Below are 25165 nucleotides of genomic sequence, written 5' to 3' on the forward strand. Positions count from 1 at the left end.
GGATGCTTCAGAAGTAAGCCGACCTGAACGCGCATTGCCGAATCTACAATCGACCCGGTTATTCAGGTCGATACATCCCGCAAGACAATAAGGTCGGCTCCCTTTCCCTCCGGGAGAGGGGACTGAACGGGGATGCTTCAGAAGTAAGCCGACCTGAACGCGCATTGCCGAATCTACAATCGACCCGGTTATTCCGCTCGATACATCCCGCAGGACAATAAGGTCGGCTCCCTCTCCCTCCGGGAGAGGGGACTGAACGGGGATGCTTCAGAAGTACGCCGACCTGAACGCGCATTGCCGAATCTACAATCGACCCGGTTATTCCGCTCGATACATCCCGCAAGACAATAAGGTCGGCTCCCTCTCCCTCCGGGAGAGGGCTGGGGTGAGGGAAGCTTGTGTCCTCAGTCGCTCTCAGCCCATCAAACTCCAGCGCCCAAGCACCGGGCGCGTTCCACTCACCCTTCATCCAAAGGACCCCGGATGCTTGAACTTGTCGCCGCTTTTATCTGCCTCACCACCCTGCTCACCTTCGTCAATTACCGCTTCATCGGCCTGCCCCCCACCATCGGTGTGATGGTCACCGCGCTGATGTTCTCCCTGCTGCTGCAAGGCCTGAGCGTGCTCGGCTACCCCGGTCTTGAAGAGCGCGTGCAGCAATTGATCGGCCAGATCGACTTCGGCGATCTGCTGATGAACTGGATGCTCTCGTTCCTGCTGTTCGCCGGCGCCCTGCACGTCAACCTGAATGACCTGCGCAGCTACCGCTGGCCCATCGGCCTGCTGGCGACCTTCGGTGTGTTGATCGCCACCGGCGTGATCGGCAGCCTCGCCTATTACATTTTTGCCCTGTTCGGCTGGCACGTAAGCTTCCTGTACTGCCTGCTGTTTGGCGCGCTGATTTCGCCGACCGACCCAATCGCGGTGCTCGGCGTACTGCGTACGGCCAATGCCTCCAAGCCGCTGAAAACCACGATCGTCGGTGAATCGCTGTTCAACGACGGTACGGCGGTGGTGGTGTTTACCGTGTTGCTGGGCATCGCCCAACTGGGCGAGACGCCGACCATCAGCGCCACCGCGATGCTGTTCGTTCACGAAGCCATTGGCGGCGTGCTGTTCGGCGGGCTGATCGGTTATGGGGTGTACCGGATGATCAAGAGCGTCCAGCAGCATCAGATCACAGTGATGCTGACCCTCGCGCTGGTGATCGGCGGTTCGGCGATGGCTACCGAACTGCACGTCTCGGCGCCGATTGCGATGGTGGTGGCCGGTCTGATCATCGGTAACCTGGGACGCAACCTGGCGATGAACGACATGACCCGCAAGTACCTCGACGGCTTCTGGGAGCTGCTCGATGACATGCTCAACGCCCTGCTGTTCGCGCTGATCGGCATGGAACTGTTGCTGCTGCCATTCAATTGGGCACACATAGCGGCGGCGAGTTTGCTGGCGCTGGCGATTCTGCTGTCGCGCCTGCTCACCGTGGCCCCGGCGATCGTCCTGCTGCGCCGCTGGCGCACGGTGCCGCGCGGCACCATCCGCATCCTGACCTGGGGCGGTTTGCGCGGCGGCGTTTCGGTGGCACTGGCGCTGGCCCTGCCGCTGGGCCCGGAGCGCGATCTGCTGCTGAGCATCACCTACATCGTGGTGCTGTCGTCGATCCTGTTGCAGGGGCTGACCATCGGCAAACTGGTCAAACACGCCACCCGTGACGAGCCGGCCACAGCGGCCGAGCCCGCCCACCATTGATCATTTCCTGATCCGCTGCGGGTCAGGCTTTTCGGCCTGATCCGCAGACTGTTGCGCTTTGTGCGTTTCCTTGGGAGTACCGGTCTCGCTGCGGATCTGCGCATGGCTGATCAGCGCGAAGATGAAACTGCCACCAATGATGTTCCCCGCCAGCGTCGGCCCGGCGAACACCATCCAGAAATCACTCCATGGCAATTCACCGGCAAATACCAGATACGAGACTTCCGCCGAGCCGACCACGATGTGGGTGAAGTCGCCCAGCGCCATCAGGTAGGTGATGAGGATGATGATCCACATCTTGGCGCTCTCCATGGACGGGATCATCCAGACCATCGTGGCGATCATCCAGCCGGAGACAATGCCCTTGGCGAACATCTGGCTGGCGTGGTTTTCCATGACCTTGCGGCCGATTTCGAGAAAGGCGTGATCGGTTTTGCCATCGAAGATCGGCAGCTCGAGCATCACGTACGCCACCAGAATCGTGCCGCACAAATTGCCGAACAGCACCACAGCCCACAAGCGGATCAACCGGCCGAAATTCGCCAAGGTCGGTTTGGACATCACCGGCAGGACGGCAGTCAGGGTATTTTCAGTGAACAGTTGCTGGCGGGCGAGAATCACCGCGAGGAAACCCGCGCAGTAGCCGAAACTGGCGATGACCTTGAATTCCTCGCCCTCGGGCAGGCGCGAATTGAGCAGGCCCATGCCCATCAGCGACAGGCCCATGGTCAACCCGGCGGCGAGCGCCGACCACCACAGCGCGGCAATGCTGCGCTCCAGTTCCTGGTCGCCCTGAGTGCGGATGATTTCATGCAGAACCGCCGCGCGGGGCGGCTGGCTTTTCTCGACTTCATGTTTTTCATCGGTCGAGAGGTCGGGGGTCTTGCCGTCTGTCGGGGTGCTCATGGCGTGGTAACCAGTGGGGGGGGCTTTTAGCTACGACCCCCGCCGTTCACAGCTGTTCAGTAGTCAGATAAATCTTCGGTGACGCTGAAACCACTATCGCGAGCAGACTCACGCCTACAGGTACGACTCAGTCACTGACAAAGGAGTGAACCTGTTCGCGATGAAGCCAACTAGAGGTTACTTAGTGACCAATTCATCTTCCTTGAACTGGTCTTTGACGTACTTGATCTCGGTCCGCCCGTGCGGTGCCGGCAAGCCGTCTTCGCCCAGATTCACGAAAACCATCTTCTCGACCGTGAGAATGCTCTTGCGGGTGATCTTGTTACGCACTTCGCAGGTCAGGGTGATTGAGGTCCGACCGAACTCGGTGGCAGTGATGCCCAGTTCGATGATGTCGCCCTGGCGCGAGGCGCTGACGAAGTTGATTTCGGAAATGTACTTGGTCACCACGCGCTGATTGCCCAACTGGACGATGGCGTAGATCGCCGCTTCCTCGTCGATCCAGCGCAGCAGGCTGCCGCCGAACAGAGTGCCGTTGGGGTTCAGGTCTTCGGGTTTTACCCATTTGCGGGTGTGGAAATTCATGGGGGGCTCCGGATTTGAGGCGTTGGGGCAACAGGGTTTTGCCCCCCAGCTTCAAGTTTTAAGCTACAAGCTGCAAGTAAAAGCAGATTCGCTGTTACTTGCCGCTTGTAGCTTGCCGCTTGCCACTAGCCGGACAAAGAAAGCTATAATCGCCGCCGATTCAGAACGGCTACTGCCGTTTTCCCGCCACCTGTCCGAGGGGCGCTGCAGCAGGTTCAACCTGTCAGGCTCGGATGGGGCGTTGACTGGCCACGGCCGGACACTAAACGCACAACGGCGCCCATTCGCATACATTACGAATGGAGGCTCTTCATGAGCGCTGTTATCACGCCTGCAGATTTTAACGATTACAAAGTTGCCGACATGTCCCTGGCTGCCTGGGGCCGTCGCGAAACCATCATCGCCGAGTCGGAAATGCCGGCCCTGATGGGTCTGCGCCGCAAGTACGCGTCCGAGCAGCCGCTCAAGGGCGCAAAAATCCTCGGCTGCATCCACATGACCATTCAGACTGCCGTGCTGATCGAAACCCTGGTTGCCCTGGGTGCCGAAGTACGCTGGTCGTCCTGCAACATCTTCTCGACTCAGGATCAGGCTGCTGCGTCCATCGCCGCTGCCGGCATCCCGGTGTTCGCCTGGAAAGGCGAAACTGAAGAAGAGTACGAGTGGTGCCTGGAGCAAACCATCCTGAAAGATGGCCAGCCATGGGACGCCAACATGATCCTCGACGACGGCGGCGACCTGACTCAGCTGCTGCACGACAAGTACCCACAGGTGCTGGACCGCGTTCACGGCGTGACCGAAGAAACCACCACCGGCGTTCACCGCCTGCTGGACATGCTGGCCAAGGGCGAGCTGAAGATCCCGGCCATCAACGTCAACGACTCGGTGACCAAGTCCAAGAACGACAACAAGTACGGCTGCCGTCACAGCCTGAACGATGCGATCAAGCGCGGCACCGACCACCTGCTGTCCGGCAAGCAAGCGCTGGTCATCGGCTACGGTGACGTGGGCAAGGGTTCCGCTCAGTCCCTGCGTCAGGAAGGCATGATCGTCAAGGTTTCCGAAGTTGACCCGATCTGCGCCATGCAAGCGTGCATGGACGGTTTCGAGCTGGTTTCGCCGTTCATCGACGGCATCAACGACGGCACCGAAGCGAGCATCGACAAAGCGCTGCTGGGCAAGATCGACCTGATCGTGACCACCACCGGTAACGTCAACGTTTGCGACGCCAACATGCTCAAAGCCCTGAAGAAGCGCGCTGTTGTCTGCAACATCGGTCACTTCGACAACGAAATCGACACCGCTTTCATGCGCAAGAACTGGGCATGGGAAGAAGTGAAGCCACAGGTACACAAGATCCACCGTACCGGCCCGGGCGCTTTCGACGCACAGAACGACGACTACCTGATCCTGCTGGCCGAAGGCCGTCTGGTGAACCTGGGCAACGCCACCGGTCACCCAAGCCGCATCATGGACGGTTCGTTCGCCAACCAGGTACTGGCCCAGATCTTCCTGTTCGGCCAGAAGTACGCCGACCTGTCGCCTGCCCAGAAAGCCGAGCGCCTGACCGTTGAAGTACTGCCGAAGAAACTCGACGAAGAAGTGGCCCTGGAAATGGTTCGCGGTTTCGGCGGCGTGGTCACTCAACTGACCAAGCAACAGGCTGACTACATCGGCGTGACCGTCGAAGGCCCGTTCAAGCCGCACGCCTATCGCTATTAAGAGCAGCTGCGAGCTTCAAGCTGCAAGCTGCAAGTAAAAGCGGTTGGTTTACTTGAGGCTTGTAGCTGTCGCTGGCTTCTTCATCGTTATTACGCAGCCGCTGGCTGCAAGCTTCAGGCACAGGATCCCGGCGCTCCGCCCTCTTGCAGCTTGAAGCTTGCAGCTCGTAGCTGGAGGTCCCCTCCATGTCCCAAGACCGTCGCTACAGCTTCGAGTTCTTCCCGACCAAAACCGATGCCGGGCAAGAAAAACTGCTCGCCACTGCTCGTCAGCTGGCCACGTACAACCCTGACTTCTTTTCCTGCACCTATGGCGCTGGCGGTTCGACCCGTGATCGCACCCTCAACACCGTTCTGCAACTGGAAAACGAAGTCAAAGTACCGGCCGCACCGCACCTGTCGTGCGTCGGCGACAGCAAGGACGACCTGCGCGGCCTGCTGAACGAGTACAAGGCAGCCGGCATCAAGCGCATCGTCGCCCTGCGCGGCGACCTGCCATCCGGCATGGGCATGACCAGCGGTGAGCTGCGTCACGCCAATGAGCTGGTTGAATTCATTCGTGAAGAAACCGGTGATCATTTCCACATCGAAGTCGCCGCTTACCCGGAGATGCATCCGCAAGCGCGCAACTACGAAGACGATCTCGCCAACTTCGTGCGCAAGGCTCGCGCCGGCGCCGACAGCGCAATCACCCAGTACTTCTTCAACGCCGACAGCTACTTCTACTTCGTCGACCGTTTGCAGGCGCTGGGCGTGGATATTCCGGTGGTGCCGGGGATCATGCCGATCACCAACTACAGCAAGCTGGCGCGTTTCTCCGATGCCTGCGGTGCGGAAATCCCGCGCTGGATCCGCAAGCAACTGGAAGCCTACGGCGATGACGCACAAAGCATTCAACGCTTTGGCGAACAGGTCGTCAGCGAGATGTGCGAACGCCTGCTGCAGGGTGGCGCACCGGGTCTGCACTTCTATTCCATGAACCAGGCGGAACCAAGCCTGGCGATCTGGAACAACCTGAAACTGCCGCGTTGAAACAGCTGCAAGCTTCAAGCTGAAAGCGACAAGCAAGATCAAGAGATCGCAGCCTTCGGCAGCTCCTACAGGGGTGTCGCAGCTGCGATCTTTTGCTTTTAAAGCCCCGAAACAGAGCTTCTGCTGCCACTTTCTGGCTCTTTCGCGTTTCTCGTCGTAATCTCAAGCCATGCCTTTGATCGCGCAATTATTCGCCGTGCTGGTTTTTGCTTGCCTGAGCTTTGCCGCTCGGGGCGAGAAGCTGCGTATCGTCACCGAACCGTGGGCGCCTTATGTCTACGAAGACGGCGGCAAGAAACTCGGGCTGGACTACGAAACCACCGCCATCGTGTTCAAGCGCCTGGGCATCGAGGTCGAGTGGCAGTTCCTGCCGTGGAAGCGCTGCCTGTCGATGCTGGAAACCGGTCAGGCCGACGGTGCACTCGACATTTTTCACAGTGTCGAACGCGAAGCCACCCTGCTCTATCCGAGCGAACCACTGTCCGACGTCGAATTCGTGATGTTCTACGCCAACGACCGGCCGCACCCGTTCAGCAGACTCGAAGAACTCAAAGGCCTGACCGTCGGCACCTCGCCCGGCTATCTGTACAGCCCGGATTTCAGTGAATCAACGCTATTTACCCGCGAGCCGGCACCGACCCATGAAGCCAACTTCGGCAAACTGGTGCGCGGGCGCATCGACCTGTTGATCACCGATCGCCGCGTCGGCCAGCATTTGCTCGATGCATTGAATATTCGCGATCAGATCACTGAAAACCCCACCGTCATTAGCCGCCAGAGCCAATTTCTCGCGGTTCGGCGCAATGCTGGCATGGATTTGCTGGTGCAGCGTTTTGGCGCTGAGCTCAAACGATTCAAGCGCGAACCCGCCTACGCCGAGCTGAGCGCCCGTTATGGCGCGGCTCCCGTTATCGGGGCGCCGCTGGGCAATGCCTCGGCCAGCAGTAAAACCGTTGAGCAGCAGGAAAGCAGCGCGCAGTGATTGCTCTGTTATACTCCGGCGTTCCCGCCAGGCTCACGCCCGGACGCCCGGAACCGTAACAGGCCTCTCGACCCGCTACAGCGCAGCTCTCCAGCCCGCGCGAGCGCTCCAGACGTGCCTTCGGAACCGCAGCAGGACCGGACGGGATTGCGTCCTCTTAAACGTGATTCGCGCCAGGCAAGACTCCCATTGGGCCAAGCCCTAACTAAAACAGGATTACTCATGTCCTTTGCTTCCCTCGGTCTCTCCGAGGCTTTAGTCCGCGCCATCGAAGATGCGGGCTATACCGAGCCTACTCCGGTGCAACAGCGGGCCATTCCCGCCGTGTTGCAAGGTCGCGACCTGATGGTTGCGGCACAGACAGGTACCGGTAAAACCGGCGGTTTCGCCCTTCCGATCCTGGAGCGGTTGTTCCCTAACGGTCACCCGGACAAATCCCAGCGTCATGGCCCGCGCCAGCCGCGCGTTCTGGTCCTGACGCCGACCCGCGAACTCGCGGCCCAGGTTCACGAGAGCTTCAAGATCTACGCCCGTGACCTGAAATTCGTCAGCGCCTGCATCTTCGGCGGCGTCGGCATGAACCCGCAGGTTCAGGCCATGTCCCGTGGTGTCGACGTGCTCGTCGCCTGCCCGGGTCGCCTGCTCGACCTCGCCGGCCAGGGCAGCGTCGATCTGTCCCACGTCGAAATCCTCGTCCTCGACGAAGCCGACCGCATGCTCGACATGGGTTTCGTGCACGACGTGAAGAAGGTCCTCGCACGTCTGCCGGCCAAGCGTCAGAACCTGCTGTTCTCGGCGACTTTCTCCAAAGACATTACCGATCTTGCCGGCAAGCTGCTGCACAACCCGGAACGCATCGAAGTGACGCCGCCGAACACCACGGTCGAGCGCATCGAACAACGGGTCTTCCGTCTGCCGGCCAGCCACAAGCGTGCGCTGCTCGCGCACCTGATCACTGCCGGCGCCTGGGAACAGGTGCTGGTGTTCACCCGCACCAAGCACGGCGCCAACCGTCTGGCCGAGTACCTGGACAAGCACGGCCTGCCAGCCGTCGCGATCCACGGCAACAAGAGCCAGAATGCCCGCACCAAAGCCCTGGCCGACTTCAAGGCCGGCGAAGTGCGCATTCTGGTCGCCACTGACATCGCTGCCCGCGGCCTGGACATCGACCAGTTGCCACACGTGGTCAACTTCGAACTGCCGAACGTCGATGAAGACTACGTGCACCGTATCGGCCGTACTGGCCGCGCCGGTCGTTCGGGCGAGGCGATCTCGCTGGTGGCCCCGGACGAAGAAAAACTGCTGAAAAGCATCGAACGCATGACCAAGCAGAAAATCGCCGATGGCGACCTGATGGGCTTCGATGCCAGCACCATCGAGGCCGAGAAGCCTGAAGTGCGCGAGCGTCCGGACATGCGCAACCCGCGCAATTCCCGTGGCCCGCGTGGCGACGGTCCGAATGGCGGCGGCGGTGGCGGCGGTCGCAAGGACAAAGGCAAGGACAAGGGTAAGGAAAAACCCGCTGGTGAACGCGGCGAGCGCCCTGCCCGTCAGCAGAAGCCACGTGAAGGCACTCCGGCCCGCGAACAGCGTCAACCGTCGCAGCCGCCACGCGCCGCCGCTGATCGTGCACCGGACGAGTTCCTCGACGACGATATTGATAACTTCGGTAACCGCGTTGATTACGTGCCCAAAGCCGCCCCGGCCGGTGGCCGTGGTCGCCGTCCAGGCGCTCCGGCACAAGGCACTGGCGCTGGCGCCCCTCGTGGCGGTCAGCCGCAGGGTCGCCAGAACGGTCCGCGCAACAGCAACGGTTCGAGCACCGGCACCCCGCCGGCCAAACGCAACGGCCCGCGCAATGGCGCACCACGTGACGGTCAGTCGGGTCGTCGTGACGAGTCCTCGTCGCGCAACCGTCGTCCAGCCCGTGACGATCAGCCACGTACCGAACCAGCCGTGCAGAACCCGCGCAGCAACGGTCCGAAGATCATGCACAAGGAATCGAAAGCCGACCGCTTCCCGACGCCAGAGCAGCTCGATCAACTGCCAAGCCGCCCACGTGGCGAGAAACCAGCCCTGCTGACCCGCAATCGCTGATTTCACGCTGCAATGAAAAATGCCCCGACTCGCAAGAGCCGGGGCATTTTTTATGCACCCGGCAAACTTCACGGTGGAATTGAACCTGTGGCGAGGGGATTTATCCCCGATCGGCTGCGAAGCAGTCGCAAAACCATTCAACGCGGTATGTCTGATCCCCCTCAGGTGAAGGGTTTGGGGCGCTGCGCGACCCATCGGGGATAAATCCCCTCGCCACAAAAACCCGCCCCACAGGGATTTGTGTTGTGACAGGCCATAAAAAACGCCCCCGGCCTTGCGACCGGGGGCGTTTTTGTGTGGCGGACGAAAGTTACTTAACTTTCACGCCTTCCAGCGAGATGTCCAGATCCGCAGTTTGCGAGGTAGGACCTGGGCCCTTGATCCCGAAATCGTTCAGGTTGAGGGTGGTCTTGGCGTTGAAGCCTGCACGCTCGCCGCCCCATGGATCCTTGCCTTCGCCGTTGAACGTGGCCTTGAAGGTCACAGGCTTGGTCACGCCGTGCAGAGTCAGGTCACCGGTCACGTCAGCAGTCTTGTCGCCGGTCGATTTAACGGCGGTGGAGACGAACTTGGCGTCAGCGAATTTGCCCACGTCCAGGAAGTCTTTGCTGGCGATGTGCTTGTCACGCTCGGCGTGGTTCGACCACAGGCTGGCGGTTTTCACGTCGACGGAGATTTTGCTGGCTTCAGGCTTGGCCGAATCCCACGAGAACGTGCCGTCGAAGTCTTTGAAAGTACCGTGGATGAAGCTGTAACCCAGGTGGCTGATTTTCCAGTCAACGAAGGCGTGCTGGCCTTCCTTGTCGATTTTGTAGTCCGCAGCCATGGCCTGACCAGCCGAGAGCAGTGCAGAACCGATTGCCAGAGCGGCCAGAGTCTTTTTCAACATGCTTTCTTTTCCTTTGAGTCGAGGTTGAATTTCAGGCTTTGCGACCGAGCATTCGCGTCAGGGTCGCATCACGATCAATAAAGTGGTGCTTCAATGCTGCCAACGCATGGAGGCCGGAAAAAATTACCAGCGTCCACGCCAGCCAGAGATGAATCACCCCAGCGGTATCTGCCTGATCCGGTAGCCCGGAAACCAGTGCAGGAACTTCAAACAGGCCAAACACCGGGATCCCGACACCGTCTGCGGTGGAAATCAGGTAACCGGCAAGCATCACAGCGAACAGCGCCAGATACAGAAACCCGTGGCCGAACTTTGCACCGATACGGGTCATGCGGCTGTAGCTTTGCAGCGTCGGCGGCGGTGGGCTGATAAAGCGCCACAGCACCCGCAACACCATCACACCCAGCAGCACCAGTCCGATGCTCTTGTGCAGATCCGGCGCCTCTTTGCGCCAACTGCTGTAGTAATCCAGCCCGACCATCCACAGACCCAGCGCGAACAGTCCGAAGACCACCAGCGCCACGCCCCAGTGCATGAAGATGCTGACCCAACCATAGCGCGAAGAAGAGTTACGTAGCTGCATTGCCCAAATCCTGTGAGAACTGCGAACCAAGACTAGCGAGTTATCTATCGAATTAAAGCGGAAAATTTTGCTTTGAAATATCGAGAAATACGATCAAGAGTCTTGAGCATGGTGGTTAAGGAAAGATTAAAGGGGAAAGTGTGGGGCAGGATACTGGGTACAGATCCAAAGTTAGTGCTGCCTGAACCGGCCTCTTCGCGAGCAAGCTCGCTCCCACAGTGGTCGGTGGCGTTCACAAATTCTGCGTTCACCGCAAAAACCTGTGGGAGCGGGCTTGCCCGCGATGAGGCCCTCACAGGCAAAAAAAAGCGCGGCATAAGCGCCGCGCTTTTTCATTCACCGCAACGCTTACTGCGCCTTGGTATCAGTGCTTGCCGCTGGAGCCGCCGCAGGCTTGGCTGTTGGCTTCTTCGCCGGCTCAGCCTTTTTCGCCGCCGGCTTTGCCGGGGCTTTTTTCGCTTCGGTCTTCGCTGCAGGCTTCTTCGCCGCAGGCTTGGCTGCCGCTTTCTTCGCCGGCTCGGCTTTCACCGGAGCGGCTGGCTTCGGTGCTTCCACCGGTGCTGGCGCAGGTGCCGGAGTCGGCGCAGGCGCTGGTGCCACAGGCGCCGGAGCTGGCTCTGGAGCCTTCACCGGTTCTGGCTTCTTCTCGTCATCCGAGCCGCCGAACAGGTTGCTGAAGAAATTGCCCTTCTTCGCTGCCACAGCACCTGCCGCGCCTGCCGCTGCTGCGGTTGCAGCCGCCGGGCCGACTTTGACCGGCTCGAACGACTTGCCAGCCGCCAGATCTTCAACCTGACTGGCCGCACGCTGACCAGTGCGCAGTGCGCCTTCCAGGGTGCCCGGGTACAAGGTGTCGGTATGTTCGCCGGCAAACGCTACGCGTTGCAGCGGACGTTCCCACAGACGCCAGAACTTGCTGATCTGGCCTGGACCGAAGGCCAGGTAAGCGCCGCCCATCGACGGGTCGGTGCTGTAGCGACGGATTTCATAACCGGTGAACGAGCCACGGGCCTGTGGATAAAACGCGTGCAGACGGATCAGCACCTGATCGACCATCTGCTTGTCGCCGAACGCCTGCATCACGCGGGCGTTGTCGCCGGACAGGTTGATCACCACGTTGGCGCCGCCCTTCAGGGCTGGCTCGATCCAGAGCATGCCGAGGCCGGCGTTGCTGTAGATCTCGCCGGACATACGCGCCTTGCTTTCCCACACCGGCGTCTTGAACTTCAACATGATCTGGTCGCGCCAGCCGTAGTTGGTGCCCTTGATCGCCGCCAGGTGCTGGGCGTCCAGCGCCGGGGTCAAGGCAATCTTGTTCAGCGCGCGCAGTGGCACGGCCAACACCACGTAGTCTGCCTGATAACCAACACTGCCGACCTTGACGGTCACGCCGTCCTTGTCCTGAGTGATCGCGGAAACCGGCGAGTTGGTCTTGATGGTCTTGATCTGCTTGACGAAGGCCTGGGCCAGCACCTGACTGCCGCCGACCAGACGCGAGGCGCGCAGGTCGCGGTCGGAGACGCCGCGATACACGCGGTTCTGCTGGGCGAAGTACAGCAGCGACAGACGCGACGGCTCGTCGTAGTGAGTGCGGATGTCCTGGTTGATCAACTGACGCGCCGTGGCCGGCAGGTTCTGCTTGTCGAGCCAGCTCGACACGTTGATCTGGTCCAGCGCATGCAGGGTGCTGGTCGCGGCCGGGTTCTGCGGATCGTCGATCGAGCGCGCCAGATCGTCGAGGGTTTTCTGGTAGCGCTTCAAGGCCTCGGCGGTGGCGGGCTGCTTGGTCGCCAGATCGGCAGCGGAGAAATATTCGCCGTCGATCAGATAACCCGGGGTACGCACGAACTCAGGGGCCGGCGTGGTGCTCAGCTTGAAGGTCGAGACGTACTTGTTCAGCACCGGCTGGGTCTTGTCGTTGCCGATCCACTCGCTGGTGGCCATACCGGAGCGACCGCCCAGGCTCGGTTTGGCTTCCAGCAGCGTGACCTGCCAGCCTTTGTTTTGCAGTTCATAAGCGGCAGTCAGGCCCGACAGGCCGCCGCCAATCACGATCGCGGTTTTATCCTTGGCCAGCGCCGTAACGCTGAACAGCCCCAACATCACCAGCGCACAGGCGCGCAGCCAACCGACAGACATTCAGCGAACTCCGGAAATACACGTAGGAAAAAGCAGTTTTGCGGGTCAGACGACCCAAAGAACCGCGAAGAATACGTTAGCCATCAAAACGCCGCCAGCGACGTCTATCGGCTCATACAAAGTAGCTCAATCGACACAATGGGTTGTCCCCACGCGACGCATTGCATAGGCTTGCGCGATTGTTTGCCCGCGCCTGACGCGAGCCGCCTCGAGGAGACTGTAAATGGGCCTGAATAACCAGTGGATGCAACGCGACCTCGCGGTGTTGTGGCATCCCTGCACCCAGATGAAAGACCACGAACAGCTGCCGCTGATCCCGATCAAGCGCGGTGAAGGCGTCTGGCTCGAAGACTTCGAAGGCAAGCGCTACCTCGACGCCGTCAGCTCGTGGTGGGTCAACGTGTTCGGCCACGCCAACCCGCGCATCAATCAGCGCATCAAGGATCAGGTCGATCAGCTGGAACACGTGATCCTTGCCGGCTTCAGCCATCAGCCAGTGATCGAGCTGTCCGAGCGTCTGGTGAAGATGACCCCGGAAGGCCTGAACCGGGTGTTCTACGCCGATAACGGTTCGTCCTGTATCGAAGTCGCGCTGAAAATGAGCTTTCACTACTGGCTCAACCGCGGCCAGCCAAACAAAAAGCGCTTCGTCACCCTGACCAACAGCTACCACGGCGAAACCATGGCGGCGATGGCGGTCGGCGACGTGCCGCTGTTCACCGAAACCTACAAAGCGCTGCTGATGGACACCATCAAGGTGCCGAGCCCGGATTGCTACGGGCGTCCCGAAGGCATGAGCTGGGAAGAACACTCGCGCAACATGTTCGCCGCCATGGAACAGACCCTGGCAGAGCATCATGACAGCGTCGCGGCAGTGATTGTCGAGCCGCTGATTCAGGGCGCCGGCGGCATGCGCATGTATCACCCGGTGTACCTCAAGCTGCTGCGCGAGGCCTGCGACCGCTATGGCGTGCACCTGATTCACGACGAAATCGCCGTCGGCTTCGGCCGCACTGGAACCATGTTTGCCTGTGAACAGGCCGGCATCCGCCCGGACTTCCTCTGCCTGTCCAAAGCCCTGACCGGCGGCTACCTGCCACTGGCGGCGTGCCTGACCACCGACGAGGTCTACAGCGCGTTCTACGACGACTACCCGACCCTGCGCGCCTTCCTCCACTCGCACAGCTACACCGGCAACCCGCTGGCCTGTGCGGCGGCGCTGGCGACGCTGGATATCTTCGAGCAGGACAACGTCATCGAAAACAACCAGGCGTTGGCCCAGCGCATGGCCTCGGCCACTGCGCATCTGGTCGATCACCCGAATGTCAGCGAAGTGCGCCAGACCGGCATGGTCCTGGCGATCGAGATGGTCAAGGATAAGGCCACCAAAGAGGCCTACCCTTGGCAGGAACGTCGTGGCCTGAAGGTGTTCCAGCATGCGCTGGAGCGTGGCGCGTTACTGCGTCCGCTGGGCAGCGTGGTGTATTTCCTGCCGCCGTACGTGATCACCCCGGAGCAGATCGACTTCCTCGCCGACGTCGCCAGCGAAGGCATCGACATTGCTACGCGTGACAGCGTCAGCGTGGCCGTGCCGAAAGACTTCCACCCCGGCTTCCGCGATCCGGGCTGATTCCTGAGGATTCAGACCAACCCTGTGGCGAGGGGATTTATCCCCGTTCGGCTGCGCGGCAGCCGTAAAATCAGCCCATGCAATACTCCTGACTCACCGCGATTGCAGATTTTGGGGTGGCTTTGCCACCCAACGGGGATAAATCCCCTCGCCACAAAAGCTCTGCATTACAGCAAGTACGCGCCCATTTTTTAGAGACCCGAAATGAGACTGTCCCGCTTCTTTATCGACGCCCCCCTGAGCACCGGCGAACACGAACTGCCGGAAGCCCAGGCGCATTACATCAGCCGCGTGCTGCGCATGGCCGAGGGCGATGCGGTGCAGTTGTTCGACGGCTCCGGCCATGAATTTCGCGGCACACTGCTGGAAGTCGGCAAGAAGCGCGTGACCGTGCAGATCGACGAGCAATTCGCCGGCCAGGTTGAATCGCCGCTGCACATCCACCTCGGCCAGGGCCTGTCCCGTGGCGAACGGATGGACTGGGCGATTCAGAAAGCCACCGAGCTGGGCGTGAGCGAAATCACCCCGATCTTCAGCGACCGCTGCGAAGTCCGGCTCAAGGACGAACGCGCCGACAAACGCCTGCTGCACTGGCGTCAGGTGGCGATCAGCGCCTGTGAACAGTGCGGGCGCTCACGAGTGCCGGTGATTCATCCGCCGCTGCTGCTGGCCGACTGGCTGAAGCAGACCCAGGCCGAATTGAAGCTGGTGCTGCACCCGGTGGCGGAGCCGCTGGTGAGCCATGCGAAACCTTCGACACTGGCGTTTCTGATCGGGCCGGAGGGTGGCTTGTCGGAGGCTGAAGTCGAGCAGGCCAAGGGTAATGGTTTTCACGCCGCCCGCCTCGGCCCGCGAGTATTGCGTACCGAAACCGCGCCGGTGGTTGCACTGGCGGTGGCCCAACAGCTTTGGGGTGATTTCTAAGACCCCTTCGCGAGCAAGCTCGCTCCCACAGGGATTACATTTACAGGACATAAAACAGAATCGCCACAAAGTGCAGCAGGCTCCCGGCGATCACAAACAGGTGCCAGATCCCGTGCGCATGCCGCAACCGGTGATCGAGGGCAAAAAAGATGATCCCCACGGTGTACAACACCCCGCCCGACGCCAGCCAGGCAAACCCTGTCGTACCCAGTGCCGCAATCAACGGTTTCACCGCCACCAGCACAATCCAGCCCATCACTGCGTAAATCACGATCGACAGGATCCGCGCCTCCGAGCGTGGTTTGATCTCCTGCAGAATACCGATCAGCGCCAGCCCCCAGACAATCCCGAACAACGTCCAGCCCCACGGCCCGCGCAGCGTCACCAGGCAGAACGGTGTGTAGCTGCCGGCGATCAGCAGGTAGATCGAAAAGTGGTCGACCTTCTTCATGATCGCTTTCTTGCGCCCGCGCACGCTGTGGTACACGGTCGAAGCGCTGTAGAGCACCAGCAAGGTAAAGGCGTAGATCGCCACGCTGACAATTTTCCACGGACTGCCGTCGAGACTGGCAATCACCAGCATCCACACGCCGCCGATAAACGCTGCCACTGCCCCGACCAGATGCGTCCAGGCGTTGAGTCTTTCCCCGTGATACATGTGTCACTCACCTCAATATTCGTTGCCGCAGCGCGCAAGGCTCGGGCCTTGAGCGTAAAAGCGCAATGTTTCTGTTCAACGCGGACCTGCGCACGCCACGGTAATTGGGCACAATCGGTCGATACCAAAAAGAGTCCGCGCCATGCTGATCGACGAAGAATTGACCCTGAAAAAACTCGAGGTGTTCCTCGCCTTCATGCGCACCGGCAACCTCGCCCGCGCCGCTGCCGAGTTGCAGACCAGCAATGTCAGCGTGCACCGGGCGATCCATTCGCTGGAAAGCGCCCTGCGTTGTCCGCTGTTCAAGCACGAAGGCCGCAACCTGACGCCACTGGAAAGCGCCTACGTGCTCGAAGAGCGCGCGCAGAAGTTGATCAATGACGTGGTCGAAAGCGTGCGCCTGACCCGCGAAGCCGCCGGGTTCTCCGCTGAACGCTTCAAGCTCGGCTCGCTGTATTCGCTGACGGTGAAGACCGTACCGCAACTGATCATGGGCCTGAAGATCCGCCGCAGCGAACTCAACATCGACCTGATTCTCGGCTCGAACATCGACCTGCTCTACAAGCTGAAAAACATGGAAGTCGACGCGATCCTGGTGTCGCTGGACGACAGCATCAACGACCCGGACTGCGAGCAGATCCCGTTGTTCTCCGACGATATATTCCTCGCCACGCCAGCAGATTCGAAGTTCGCACAACGCAGTGAAGTCGATCTGGCCGAGGTCCGCGATGAAACATTTATCACCTTGACCCAGGGCTTCGCCACCCATCAGGACGGCAACCGGGTGTTCAAACAGGCGGGGTTCGAACCGAAGGTGGCGATGCAGGTGAATGACATCTTCACGCTGCTGAGCATGGTCAGTTCGGGGGTGGGTTATGCGTTGCTGCCGGGGCGGATTGCGGCGGTGTATGAGAATCGGGTCAAGCTGATTCCGTTGCAGGAGAAGTATCGGTTGCAGCAGCACATTGGCGTGGTGTTTTTGAAGGCCAAGGAGCGCGATCCGAATTTGCTGGCGTTGCTGGCGGAGTGTCGGATGTATGCCAATCGACAGGCTGGGATTTAGAGCAAAATCAAGAGCTACCCCCTCACCCCAGCCCTCTCCCCCAAGGGGGCGAGGGGGAAAGGGAGCAGATCTTCATGGGTTTCAAGACCTGAGTTCGACTCAGGACTTTCAAGTCGGCATACCTCCAACATCCAGCTCGGTCAGTCCCCTCTCCCTCAAGGGGTAGAGCGGGAAAGGGAGCAGATCGGGGACTTTTCAAGGCCTGAGTTCGACTCAGGCATTTCAGGTCGGTGGATAACGCCAAAACAACTCGGTCGGTCCCCTCTCCCTCCGGGAGAGGGCTAGGGTGAGGGCAGCTTTTACGGCGACTAACCCATCAACCCGCGCATCGCCAGAAACAACAACGAAGGCCCAAGCAAACACCCAAGCGCGGTATAAAACGCCGCCGTCAGACACCCGTAAGGCACCAGCTTCGGATCGGTCGCCGCCAACCCGCCGGCCACACCGCTGGACGTGCCCATCAAGCCGCCGAAAATCACCGCACTGCGCGGATTGTTCAGGCCAATCATCGGCGCCACGAACGGCGTCATCACCATCACCAGAATCGCCTTGATCAGCCCCGCCGCAATCGACAGCGCCATCACCTCGGAGCTCGCGCCAATCGCCGCGCCCGTCACCGGGCCGACAATGTAAGTCACCGCGCCGGCACCAATAGTGGTCAGGCTCACAGCATCGGTGTAACCGAACGCCATCGCCACGCCAACACCGGCCACAAACGAAGTTCCCACCCCCACAAACAGCGCCAGTACCCCGACGAACCCTGCGCGTTTCAGCTCATCGACACTCACGCCGAAGGCCGTGGCCACAATCGCGAAATCGCGCAGCATCGCACCGCCGAGCAAACCGATGCCCGACAACAACGGAATATCCACCACGCCTTTCTGCCCACCGGTCAGTGCACCGCCGACATATGACAACACCAGCCCCAGCAGAATGGCGATGGCCGAGCCGTGCAAACGGCCCTTGGTGAAGGTGTTGGACATCCAGTAGGACACCCACATGGTCAGCCCGACAATCAGGAACCCGCTGATCAAACCGTAGCCGGTGATCACTTTCATCATCGATTCGTACATGGCGATTACCCCGCAGTCTTGGCTGGAGCGATCGGGGTCTGCTCCTTGTTACCCATGCGCGTCAGCACAGGCACCAGGGCAAAAGCGATCACCACTGCGAGTGTGCCGGCGAGAATCGCCATCGGCCCGCCCTTCAACGCACCATAGACGTTTTGCTGTGCGGCCATGGCGACCACGATTGGAATGTAGATAGCGCTCCAGAACTCGACGCCCTGCTCGGTCTTGCCCTTGAGCCAGCCGCTTTTGTTGAGATAACTGCCCAGACCGATCAACAGCAGCATTGCGATACCGACACCGCCGACGTTGGCCGGCACACCGATCAGCTTGCCGAGCAGCTCACCGACCCAAATACCCACCAGCGTACAAAAGGCGAGAAACGCCACACCGTAAATAATCATTGTTGTAGTCCTCAAAGTGCATCGTCGAATGTTGTTTTTGTTGTTCGAAGCTTGAGTCGGCGGTTTTAGAGTTGGCGGCCACCCTCCTCTCGCAACAGCGCCTGCAAGGTGTCGAGACGAGCACTGTCGAAGGCAGTGACCGTGCCCTGCTCGAACACCCGGCGCGCCAGCCCGGTCAGCACCGCACCGGGCGGCAGTTCGATTTGTAAACGCACGCCGCGCTCGTAGGCGCTTTGTACGGTGCCGCGCCAATCCACCACGCGGCACATGTTGAAAGCGAGGTCGTCACGCAGGGCATCAGGCTTGATCACCGGACGCGCGCGACTGCCACTCAGGTAAGCGATTTTCGGGTTCTTCAATTCAACTTTGGCAAAGGCCTCGGCGAGGGTTTGTGCAGGTGCCTCCAGCAGCGGACAGTGCGACGGCACGCTCACTGCCAAACGTTTTGCCAGACCAGCGCCACGACCGCGCGCCAGTTCAGCCACCGCTTGCATGGCTTCGTCACTGCCGGCAATCACCACCTGGTTATCGGCATTGATGTTGGCCAGGTACACCGGCGAATCCTCACTGTGCACCTGCGCCAACAGCGTTTCGACTGTGGATAATTGCAGGCCGATGATCGCGGTCATGCCATAGCCCTGTGGATAAGCTTGCTGCATCAACTCACCGCGCAGGCTGACCAAGTGCAACGCATCGCTGAAGCTCAAGGCTCCAGCGACCACCGCTGCCGGGTAGGCGCCGATGGACAGGCCAGCAACGTAATCCGCCGTGAGTCCGTCCTGCAACAACTGCCGCGATGCTGCAACGCCGGCGATCAGCAGGCACAGCTGAACCGCCCTTGTGGTACGCAACGCGGCGCTGGAATCGAGCAGCAAAACATCTTCACCGAGCACATCGCTGGCCTCGATCAAGGTTTCCCGTGGCAAGCGCTGCAGCATGCCCGCTTGCTGCGCGCCCTGGCCGGGGAACACCAGCAAGCTGCTCACGCTGCCTGCTCCTGCGGGTTCCACGGGTCAGTCACCAGACACGCCTGATGCTGGTTTTTCAGCAGCACACGGGCCGATCCGCTGGCCCATTCGCGCAAGGCGACCGCACCGAACGGCGTTTGCAATTGCAGGTCGATCCGACATGCGGCCTGATCGAAAAGCTCCACGAATTTGCGGGCCTGATTACGCGTGATCAGCTGCGGCGTACGCAAAATCAGATCGAGATCACTGGCCGCGTGCATCGCTTTAAAACCGCTGGCCAATTCAAACCCGACGCTGCCGCTGATCCCCCAGACCCAACCGCAATCATCGAGCATTGGCCGCAGTTGCTGGAGTGCCTGCATCACCGGCAAATCACGCTCGCACTCAACATGACAAAGCGCCTCAGGGCTGACCCGACAAGCAATCGACTCGACAGGCATGAAAGCCGCCAACCGCTGCTCGCGCAACACACCGCGCACGCCGACCGCGACGTAACCTTCAGCGCTCAAGGCGCGTCGCACCACCACCGGTTGCCCGGCCGCCAGCGACTCAACCGCCCACTGCGGCGCATCCGCCGGCAACTGCGCCGGGCTCATGCCCCACAGCAGGTCGTGGGCCAGAGGCGTGTTCACCACTGCGCCCTCAGCAGCTCGCGTACACGGCTGGAAGCAGCACGATTTTTTGCGCCGAGACGGTTGCTCAAGTCAGTGCTGGAGATATCGCCGATGGCCTGTTTCAGGCATTCGTTCACCCGTGCCAGATCCTCAACGGTCGGCTGTTCAATCTGCTCAACCGACAAGGTTTCCCAGAGCAGTCCGAGACTCGCATAGCTGTCGATGTCATACGCCATTGGCGGAACGCTGGCCGCCAGCGCTTCCAGTTCCTCGACACTGCGCAAGGTCACCCGCGCCGCCGAGGCTTTGCCCATCGCATGCACCATCACCCCGGGATCACGCAGGGCAATCAAACGATTGGCCTGATAACCATGAGCAAGAAACGCCCCCGACATGGCCTTGCCCACCAGCAGCGCAATCACCGGATGCCCGGCCAGACGTGCGCGGGCATAACTGTCCGCCGCACCGGCCAGCGCTTGATGAATGCCGAGGGCTTCTTCGCGACGACCGTAAGCCTGGCTCGGCACATCGACGATGGCGATGATCGGGCGTTTCTGTGTTTTGTCGCGGTCGGCAGTGATCGCCTCATCCACAGCCTTGGCCAGGCCCCAGCCTTCGAGCAAACCGACCTCGCCGTTGCGAGCACGTGGATAACGGTTGTCCGGGTCAGCGACCACGGCGATAAACCGTCCGAGTTCGCCATCCGCCACCTTCAACGAGGCCGGCAGCCCTTCAACCACCACAGCACCCGCGCTCAAGGCGTTAAACCAGTTCAAACCGCGCAGTGAATAACCGCTCATGAGCGCTCTCCTTGATACAGATCGCGAACCACCGACGGTTCGATTTGCTTGTCAGTGTTCAGGCTCGTCAGACGTTGCAGAAACCATTCGGCACGTTGGCTGCGCGGCTGAGTCGGCAAACCCTGCTGAAGCAATTGGCCAACCTGCTGCCGAATCTGCGTCACGTCATCGGCGACATAACGATCCACCAAGCCGCTGGCGAAACGCTGTTCACCACCGGTCAGGCTCCAGATGAAGGGCCGGTCGCGGGAGTCGTATTCTTCGATCCCGGCTTCCTGCTCGATCACTTGCGGGCCGTTCAAACCGAGACGCGCTTCCTGGGTCACCAACAGATAGCTGCACAGCGCAGCGGCAATCGACATGCCGCCGAAACAACCGACGCTGCCCGCCACCACACCGACCACCGGTTGGTACTGCTGCAAATCGACAATCGCCGCATGAATATCGGCAATCGCCGCCAGCCCAAGGTTGGCTTCCTGCAAACGCACGCCACCGGTTTCCAGCAGCAATACGGCGCGGGTCGGAATGCCCTTACGGTTGTCTTCGGCGGCCAGTTCCAGCGCGCCGGCGATCTTCGCCCCGCCGACTTCGCCGAGGCTGCCGCCCTGGAACGCGCCTTCGATGGCAGCGATCACCACCGGCAACCCGTCGAGGTTGCCCTTGGCGATTACCACGCCGTCATCGGCCTGCGGCACCACGCCCTGGCGTTCGAGCCATGGCGACATGACGCGCTGAAACGGGTCGAGCAATTCGCGGAAGGTTCCGGCATCGAGCAAGGCTTGCGCCCGTTGCCGCGCACCGAGTTCGACAAAGCTGTGTTTGTGCAACAGCGCTGCGCTGTCAGTCATGGCCGATCTCCTCGAAACCTTGTTCCAGACGCAAGCGCACCACCCCCGGCGTCGCGCCGAAATCGTGGATGTCGATGGCCATCGCCGGTGGTGTAGTGCCGTCGAACATCCGCGCAAACAGATGCTGCCAACGCTGCTGCGCACCGTTGACCGAAGTCTGCACGTTGATCGTCAGCTTGCCGGCCAGCCCTGGTTCGATCAGCACTTCCAGATCACCCGAGCCGACACAACCGACCAGCGCGCGCCCGCGTGGCGGCTGCCCGGCGGGGAATTCAAAGGATAAGGTTTCCATCAAAACGCTCCCTGAAGAATGCCGTCGCGCTCGATTCGGTCGAGCAGCAGCGTGGCGGCGAGCAAGTCGGCGGCGCCACCGGGCGAGGCATTCAATGCGATGAGTTGTTGATCCAGTTCATGCAACCGGCGGCGACCGCTGAGGCTGGCGCTGCCACCGGCGTCGAGCACCGCTTGCGCGCCCTGCTGCATGGCGTGCAGACCCTCTTCGCCAGCGCGATAGAGCACGCAGGTGTCGGCCAGGTCAGTCATGATTGCGAGCAAGGCGTCGAGCCGGGCGATCTGTTCGCCGTGGCCGTTGCCGCGACTGCGCTTGAGTTGTGGCAGGCCGCGTTGCAGCACGGACGGGAAGCCGAGTTGCGCTTCCTCACGGGCGCCGCGTGCGCCGTAACGCAGGGCGACTTGGGCGCCGTGGCTGAGTGGGCGCGGTGCGTAGCGGTCGTCGAGTAATGCCAGACGTGCGGCGCGCAGGGTTACGGCATTGGCGCTGCTGGATTTCGCGTCCAGTGCAGCCGCTGTGACGATCAGGCCCAAGGCCCAGATCGCCCCGCGATGGGTGTTCACACCATTGGTGGTGGCGAGCATGGCTTGCTCGCCTTCGCGACCGATGCGGCCAATCGCTTCGCGCAACGTTGAATCGACTTCACCGATTGCAACCGCCGCTTCAGCCATTTCCTTGAACGCCGGCCACAACGACAACGCGGAGGCGTGCATCAGGCCCAAGTGCAAATCGGTATGCGCGCCGTTACCACGACGGTCGACCAGCGCCGGTTTCGGCGACAGATCGGCTTCGTCGATCAACGCGTCCACCGCCAGGTCGGCCAGGCGTTCGCTCAGGCTGAGCGGTTTCGCTTGCAAATTGAATGCGTGCATTACCAACTCCTGAACTTGGCGGGCGGGTTGTACAAGCCACCGGACCACTCGACCAGATCGGCCACGCTTTTCGCCGCCAGCAGTTCGCGGGTGGCGTCGGTGCGGCGGATGCCGAGGTCTTCGGGCAAGGCGATCAGGCCTTCGCGGCGCATGCGTTCGGTGTCTTTCGGGTTGTGCCGCAGGCCGATGGCGGTGACGCCCGCGACCGCTGCGATCATCGCCTGACGCTCTTCCAGCGAGCGCGCCTTGTACAGATAGGCGATGCCCTCTTCGGTGAGCAGGTGGGTGACGTCGTCGCCGTAAATCATGATCGGCGCCAGCGGCATCCCGCTTTTCTTCGCCACCTCCACGGCGTCGAGGGTTTCGACAAAGGTCGGTTTGCCGCCCTCCTGAAAGGTCTCGACCATTTGCACCACGAGTTTCTTGCCGCGTTCGAGCATCGGTTGCTGCGCATCGTCGTGGCGCATGTCCAGCCACGCCGGGGTGCCGTGACGCCGACCGCGCGGGTCGTGGCCCATGTTCGGCGCACCGCCGAAACCGGCGAGGCGACCACGGGTGACGGTCGAGGAATGGCCGTCGCCATCGACCTGCAACGTCGCGCCGATAAACAGATCCACCGCGTATTGCCCGGCCAGTTGGCAGAACATCCGGTTGGAACGCAGCGAGCCGTCGCGCCCGGTGAAGAACACGTCGGGCCGTGCGGCGATGTAGTTTTCCATGCCCAGTTCGGTGCCGAAGCAATGCACGCTTTCGACCCAGCCACTTTCGATCGCCGGGATCAGCGTCGGGTGCGGGTTGAGCGTCCAGTTGCGGCAGATCTTGCCCTTGAGGCCGAGGGATTCGCCGTAGGTCGGCAGGATCAGTTCAATGGCGGCAGTGTTGAAACCGATGCCGTGGTTGAGCGACTGCACATTGTGTTTTTCGTAGATGCCACGGATCGCCATCATCGCCATCAACACGTGCACCGGTTTGATGTGCCGTGGGTCGCGGGTGAACAGCGGTTCGATGTAGAACGGCTTGTCGGCCACCACCACGAAGTCGACCCAGGATGCCGGGATATCGACGCGGGGCAGTTCGCTGACGTCGTCGACCAACTGATTGACTTGGACGATAACGATGCCGTCGCTGAACGCGGCCGGTTCGATCAGTGCCGGGGTGTCTTCGGTGCTCGGGCCGGTGTAGATGTTGCCGGCGCGGTCAGCCATGAACCCGGCCGAGAGCACGACGTTGGGAATCAGGTCCACCACCAGCCGCGCATAGAGTTCGATGTAGGTGTGAATCGCGCCGACTTCCAACAGGCCGTCTTCGAGCAACTGGCTGATGCGCAGGCTCTGAGTGCCGGCAAAGGAGAAGTCGAGCTTGCGGGCGATGCCGCGTTCGAACAGGTCCAGATGCTCGGAGCGACCGACGCTGGGCATGATCATGTGCAGGTCGTGGAGCTTTTCCGGGTCGGCCTTGGCCAGCGAACGGGAAAGGAAATCCGCCTGCTTCTGGTTGTTGCCCTCCAGCACCACACGGTCGCCGGGATGAATCAGCGCTTCGAGCGCGGCGACGATCTTGTCGGTGGGCAACACCACACCGTCGGCCAGCCCGCGCACCTTGTCGAGGCGGCGCTGCTTCTCGTCACGCCGCCGCGTCCAGCGCGAGTCGGGGGAAATTGTTGTTGTCATGCTCACTCCACGGGGTTCGCTGTCGTGGAGCTAAGGTAGGCGTGTGGGGTGGGGGCATCAATCAAGCGCGGTGGCGAATCGTTACGCTCAGGGTAATGATCAAGAGCCGCCCTCACCCTAGCCCTCTCCCGGAGGGAGAGGGGACCTACCGAGGTGTCTGGCGCCATACATCGACCTGCCCCACCGAGTCGATTATGAATTCACAGCAGTATTTTCAGGTCGGCGTAACTTGTGAGCATCCTGCGGTCGGCCCCCTCTCCCTCCGGGAGAGGGCTGGGGTGAGGGTCGGGCTTTTTCGCTATTCCGTCGGCACCAACTTATCCAACACCCGATTCACCGCCATCTCCGCCACCATCACTACCTGCGCAATACCTTGCACAGTCTTACGGTGCGTACCTTCCACCATTGCCGCGTGGTTATTGAGCATGACCGTAGCCGAACCAAGGGTTTCACTGGCGTCGGCCAACAGGGATTCGGTGTCGGCATTGGGGTTGGCCATATACAGCGTGTTGGGGGTGTAAGGCGTGGCCATCAGGTCGGCGTTGGTCGGGCCGAGGTAATGGTCGAGGGCGCGTTCGGCGGCTTCGTGGAGTTTCTTGGAGTCGGGGGATTCGTAGGGGGATGCCGGGTCGGTGGACGGCGGGTTAGGCGTTACTTTGAACATGGGGATGA

The 25165-nt window shown here is 61.0% G+C and carries 24 protein-coding genes and 1 riboswitch; of the genes, 8 read left to right on the forward strand and 16 right to left on the reverse strand.

Annotated features, from left to right (window positions below; genetic code table 11):
• Positions 1-483: 483 nt before the first annotated feature.
• The gene (locus HV782_RS27215; RefSeq protein WP_123469492.1) at positions 484-1749 is read left to right on the forward strand and encodes a cation:proton antiporter; all 1266 of its coding nucleotides are present in this window, start codon (positions 484-486) and stop codon (positions 1747-1749) included.
• Here the strand turns inward: HV782_RS27215 and HV782_RS27220 are convergent, their stop codons facing one another.
• A complete protein-coding gene (locus HV782_RS27220; RefSeq protein WP_128616112.1) occupies positions 1750-2655 on the reverse strand; it encodes a formate/nitrite transporter family protein in 906 nt (301 codons plus the stop codon). It lies immediately after the preceding gene.
• 177 nt (positions 2656-2832) lie between these two features.
• A complete protein-coding gene (locus tag HV782_RS27225; protein WP_003229043.1) occupies positions 2833-3240 on the reverse strand; it encodes an acyl-CoA thioesterase in 408 nt (135 codons plus the stop codon).
• Positions 3241-3430: 190 nt separating this feature from the next.
• Positions 3431-3529, forward strand: a riboswitch (S-adenosyl-L-homocysteine riboswitch).
• 23 nt (positions 3530-3552) lie between these two features.
• Here HV782_RS27225 and ahcY point away from each other — a divergent pair.
• The 4 genes from ahcY to rhlE2 all read left to right on the forward strand — a co-directional run bounded on the left by ahcY (position 3553) and on the right by rhlE2 (position 9072).
• Entirely contained in the window at positions 3553-4962 is a 1410-nt protein-coding gene (gene ahcY / locus HV782_RS27230; protein ID WP_007959684.1) for an adenosylhomocysteinase, read from the forward strand.
• A 185-nt stretch (positions 4963-5147) separates the two neighbouring features.
• A complete protein-coding gene (gene metF, locus HV782_RS27235; RefSeq protein WP_123469496.1) occupies positions 5148-5993 on the forward strand; it encodes a methylenetetrahydrofolate reductase [NAD(P)H] in 846 nt (281 codons plus the stop codon).
• A 169-nt stretch (positions 5994-6162) separates the two neighbouring features.
• The gene (locus HV782_RS27240; protein WP_123469498.1) at positions 6163-6975 is read left to right on the forward strand and encodes a substrate-binding periplasmic protein; all 813 of its coding nucleotides are present in this window, start codon (positions 6163-6165) and stop codon (positions 6973-6975) included.
• 222 nt (positions 6976-7197) lie between these two features.
• Positions 7198-9072 (forward strand): RNA helicase RhlE2, encoded by a 1875-nt coding sequence (gene rhlE2, locus HV782_RS27245; RefSeq protein ID WP_128616111.1) that lies wholly within the window; start codon positions 7198-7200, stop codon positions 9070-9072.
• A gap of 310 nt (positions 9073-9382) precedes the next feature.
• Here rhlE2 and HV782_RS27250 read toward each other — a convergent pair whose 3' ends face one another.
• From HV782_RS27250 to HV782_RS27260, 3 genes are all read right to left on the reverse strand, one after another.
• Positions 9383-9961, reverse strand: coding sequence for a YceI family protein (locus HV782_RS27250; RefSeq protein ID WP_083367682.1), 579 nt, complete (start codon positions 9959-9961; stop codon positions 9383-9385).
• A gap of 31 nt (positions 9962-9992) precedes the next feature.
• Positions 9993-10544, reverse strand: coding sequence for a cytochrome b (locus HV782_RS27255; protein WP_123469503.1), 552 nt, complete (start codon positions 10542-10544; stop codon positions 9993-9995).
• A 348-nt stretch (positions 10545-10892) separates the two neighbouring features.
• Positions 10893-12683: a flavin monoamine oxidase family protein gene (locus tag HV782_RS27260; RefSeq protein WP_186747165.1), complete on the reverse strand. Its 1791-nt coding sequence runs from the start codon at positions 12681-12683 to the stop codon at positions 10893-10895.
• 223 nt (positions 12684-12906) lie between these two features.
• Here HV782_RS27260 and HV782_RS27265 point away from each other — a divergent pair, with 223 nt between their 5' ends.
• Entirely contained in the window at positions 12907-14313 is a 1407-nt protein-coding gene (locus tag HV782_RS27265) for an adenosylmethionine--8-amino-7-oxononanoate transaminase (protein WP_123469507.1), read from the forward strand.
• 204 nt (positions 14314-14517) lie between these two features.
• Positions 14518-15237, forward strand: coding sequence for a 16S rRNA (uracil(1498)-N(3))-methyltransferase (locus tag HV782_RS27270; protein WP_123469509.1), 720 nt, complete (start codon positions 14518-14520; stop codon positions 15235-15237).
• A gap of 40 nt (positions 15238-15277) precedes the next feature.
• Here the strand turns inward: HV782_RS27270 and trhA are convergent, their stop codons facing one another.
• Positions 15278-15895, reverse strand: a complete 618-nt coding sequence (trhA, locus tag HV782_RS27275; protein ID WP_025109169.1) for a PAQR family membrane homeostasis protein TrhA — start codon at positions 15893-15895, stop codon at positions 15278-15280.
• Positions 15896-16037: 142 nt separating this feature from the next.
• Between trhA and HV782_RS27280 the strand changes: the two genes are divergently transcribed.
• A complete protein-coding gene (locus HV782_RS27280) occupies positions 16038-16958 on the forward strand; it encodes a LysR family transcriptional regulator (RefSeq protein WP_186747163.1) in 921 nt (306 codons plus the stop codon).
• 308 nt (positions 16959-17266) lie between these two features.
• On the opposite strand, the gene madM is transcribed toward HV782_RS27280, so the two are convergent.
• From madM to HV782_RS27330, 10 genes are all read right to left on the reverse strand, one after another.
• Positions 17267-18031 (reverse strand): malonate transporter subunit MadM, encoded by a 765-nt coding sequence (gene madM, locus HV782_RS27285; RefSeq protein WP_038861195.1) that lies wholly within the window; start codon positions 18029-18031, stop codon positions 17267-17269.
• 5 nt (positions 18032-18036) lie between these two features.
• Positions 18037-18429, reverse strand: coding sequence for a malonate transporter subunit MadL (gene madL, locus HV782_RS27290; protein ID WP_016984760.1), 393 nt, complete (start codon positions 18427-18429; stop codon positions 18037-18039).
• A gap of 65 nt (positions 18430-18494) precedes the next feature.
• Complete coding sequence (mdcH, locus tag HV782_RS27295; RefSeq protein WP_186747160.1) at positions 18495-19415, reverse strand: malonate decarboxylase subunit epsilon; 921 nt, start codon at positions 19413-19415, stop codon at positions 18495-18497.
• Positions 19412-20032, reverse strand: a complete 621-nt coding sequence (locus HV782_RS27300) for a malonate decarboxylase holo-ACP synthase (RefSeq protein ID WP_186747157.1) — start codon at positions 20030-20032, stop codon at positions 19412-19414. The genes mdcH and HV782_RS27300 overlap by 4 nt, the downstream gene beginning before the upstream one ends.
• Positions 20026-20811, reverse strand: coding sequence for a biotin-independent malonate decarboxylase subunit gamma (gene mdcE, locus HV782_RS27305; protein WP_186747155.1), 786 nt, complete (start codon positions 20809-20811; stop codon positions 20026-20028). Before mdcE ends, HV782_RS27300 begins: the two co-directional genes overlap by 7 nt.
• Positions 20808-21659 (reverse strand): biotin-independent malonate decarboxylase subunit beta, encoded by an 852-nt coding sequence (locus HV782_RS27310; protein WP_186747153.1) that lies wholly within the window; start codon positions 21657-21659, stop codon positions 20808-20810. The genes mdcE and HV782_RS27310 overlap by 4 nt, the downstream gene beginning before the upstream one ends.
• Positions 21652-21951, reverse strand: coding sequence for a malonate decarboxylase subunit delta (locus tag HV782_RS27315; RefSeq protein WP_003229075.1), 300 nt, complete (start codon positions 21949-21951; stop codon positions 21652-21654). The genes HV782_RS27310 and HV782_RS27315 overlap by 8 nt, the downstream gene beginning before the upstream one ends.
• Positions 21951-22823 carry a triphosphoribosyl-dephospho-CoA synthase gene (locus HV782_RS27320; RefSeq protein ID WP_186747151.1) on the reverse strand — a complete coding sequence of 291 codons (873 nt, stop codon included), beginning with the start codon at positions 22821-22823 and terminating at the stop codon, positions 21951-21953. Before HV782_RS27320 ends, HV782_RS27315 begins: the two co-directional genes overlap by 1 nt.
• Positions 22823-24493 carry a malonate decarboxylase subunit alpha gene (gene mdcA / locus HV782_RS27325; protein WP_038358792.1) on the reverse strand — a complete coding sequence of 557 codons (1671 nt, stop codon included), beginning with the start codon at positions 24491-24493 and terminating at the stop codon, positions 22823-22825. Before mdcA ends, HV782_RS27320 begins: the two co-directional genes overlap by 1 nt.
• A gap of 298 nt (positions 24494-24791) precedes the next feature.
• Entirely contained in the window at positions 24792-25157 is a 366-nt protein-coding gene (locus HV782_RS27330) for a DUF6124 family protein (RefSeq protein ID WP_186747149.1), read from the reverse strand.
• Positions 25158-25165: the final 8 nt, after the last annotated feature.

The organism is Pseudomonas monsensis, from assembly GCF_014268495.2.
Taxonomy (GTDB): Bacteria; Pseudomonadota; Gammaproteobacteria; order Pseudomonadales; family Pseudomonadaceae; genus Aquipseudomonas; species Aquipseudomonas monsensis.

Excerpts from the sequence above, each read along its gene's own strand:
- HV782_RS27265 (WP_123469507.1), top strand. The coding sequence starts at position 12,907 with ATGGGCCTGAATAACCAGTGGATGCAACGCGACCTCGCGGTGTTGTGG.
- madL (WP_016984760.1), bottom strand. The coding sequence starts at position 18,429 with ATGATTATTTACGGTGTGGCGTTTCTCGCCTTTTGTACGCTGGTGGGT.
- metF (WP_123469496.1), top strand. The coding sequence starts at position 5,148 with ATGTCCCAAGACCGTCGCTACAGCTTCGAGTTCTTCCCGACCAAAACC.
- rhlE2 (WP_128616111.1), top strand. The coding sequence starts at position 7,198 with ATGTCCTTTGCTTCCCTCGGTCTCTCCGAGGCTTTAGTCCGCGCCATC.
- HV782_RS27270 (WP_123469509.1), top strand. The coding sequence starts at position 14,518 with ATGAGACTGTCCCGCTTCTTTATCGACGCCCCCCTGAGCACCGGCGAA.
- ahcY (WP_007959684.1), top strand. The coding sequence starts at position 3,553 with ATGAGCGCTGTTATCACGCCTGCAGATTTTAACGATTACAAAGTTGCC.
- trhA (WP_025109169.1), bottom strand. The coding sequence starts at position 15,895 with ATGTATCACGGGGAAAGACTCAACGCCTGGACGCATCTGGTCGGGGCA.
- HV782_RS27240 (WP_123469498.1), top strand. The coding sequence starts at position 6,163 with ATGCCTTTGATCGCGCAATTATTCGCCGTGCTGGTTTTTGCTTGCCTG.
- HV782_RS27320 (WP_186747151.1), bottom strand. The coding sequence starts at position 22,823 with ATGCACGCATTCAATTTGCAAGCGAAACCGCTCAGCCTGAGCGAACGC.
- mdcA (WP_038358792.1), bottom strand. The coding sequence starts at position 24,493 with ATGACAACAACAATTTCCCCCGACTCGCGCTGGACGCGGCGGCGTGAC.
- HV782_RS27310 (WP_186747153.1), bottom strand. The coding sequence starts at position 21,659 with ATGACTGACAGCGCAGCGCTGTTGCACAAACACAGCTTTGTCGAACTC.
- HV782_RS27225 (WP_003229043.1), bottom strand. The coding sequence starts at position 3,240 with ATGAATTTCCACACCCGCAAATGGGTAAAACCCGAAGACCTGAACCCC.
- HV782_RS27220 (WP_128616112.1), bottom strand. The coding sequence starts at position 2,655 with ATGAGCACCCCGACAGACGGCAAGACCCCCGACCTCTCGACCGATGAA.
- HV782_RS27280 (WP_186747163.1), top strand. The coding sequence starts at position 16,038 with ATGCTGATCGACGAAGAATTGACCCTGAAAAAACTCGAGGTGTTCCTC.
- HV782_RS27255 (WP_123469503.1), bottom strand. The coding sequence starts at position 10,544 with ATGCAGCTACGTAACTCTTCTTCGCGCTATGGTTGGGTCAGCATCTTC.
- mdcE (WP_186747155.1), bottom strand. The coding sequence starts at position 20,811 with ATGAGCGGTTATTCACTGCGCGGTTTGAACTGGTTTAACGCCTTGAGC.
- HV782_RS27250 (WP_083367682.1), bottom strand. The coding sequence starts at position 9,961 with ATGTTGAAAAAGACTCTGGCCGCTCTGGCAATCGGTTCTGCACTGCTC.
- HV782_RS27215 (WP_123469492.1), top strand. The coding sequence starts at position 484 with ATGCTTGAACTTGTCGCCGCTTTTATCTGCCTCACCACCCTGCTCACC.
- madM (WP_038861195.1), bottom strand. The coding sequence starts at position 18,031 with ATGTACGAATCGATGATGAAAGTGATCACCGGCTACGGTTTGATCAGC.
- HV782_RS27260 (WP_186747165.1), bottom strand. The coding sequence starts at position 12,683 with ATGTCTGTCGGTTGGCTGCGCGCCTGTGCGCTGGTGATGTTGGGGCTG.
- HV782_RS27315 (WP_003229075.1), bottom strand. The coding sequence starts at position 21,951 with ATGGAAACCTTATCCTTTGAATTCCCCGCCGGGCAGCCGCCACGCGGG.
- HV782_RS27330 (WP_186747149.1), bottom strand. The coding sequence starts at position 25,157 with ATGTTCAAAGTAACGCCTAACCCGCCGTCCACCGACCCGGCATCCCCC.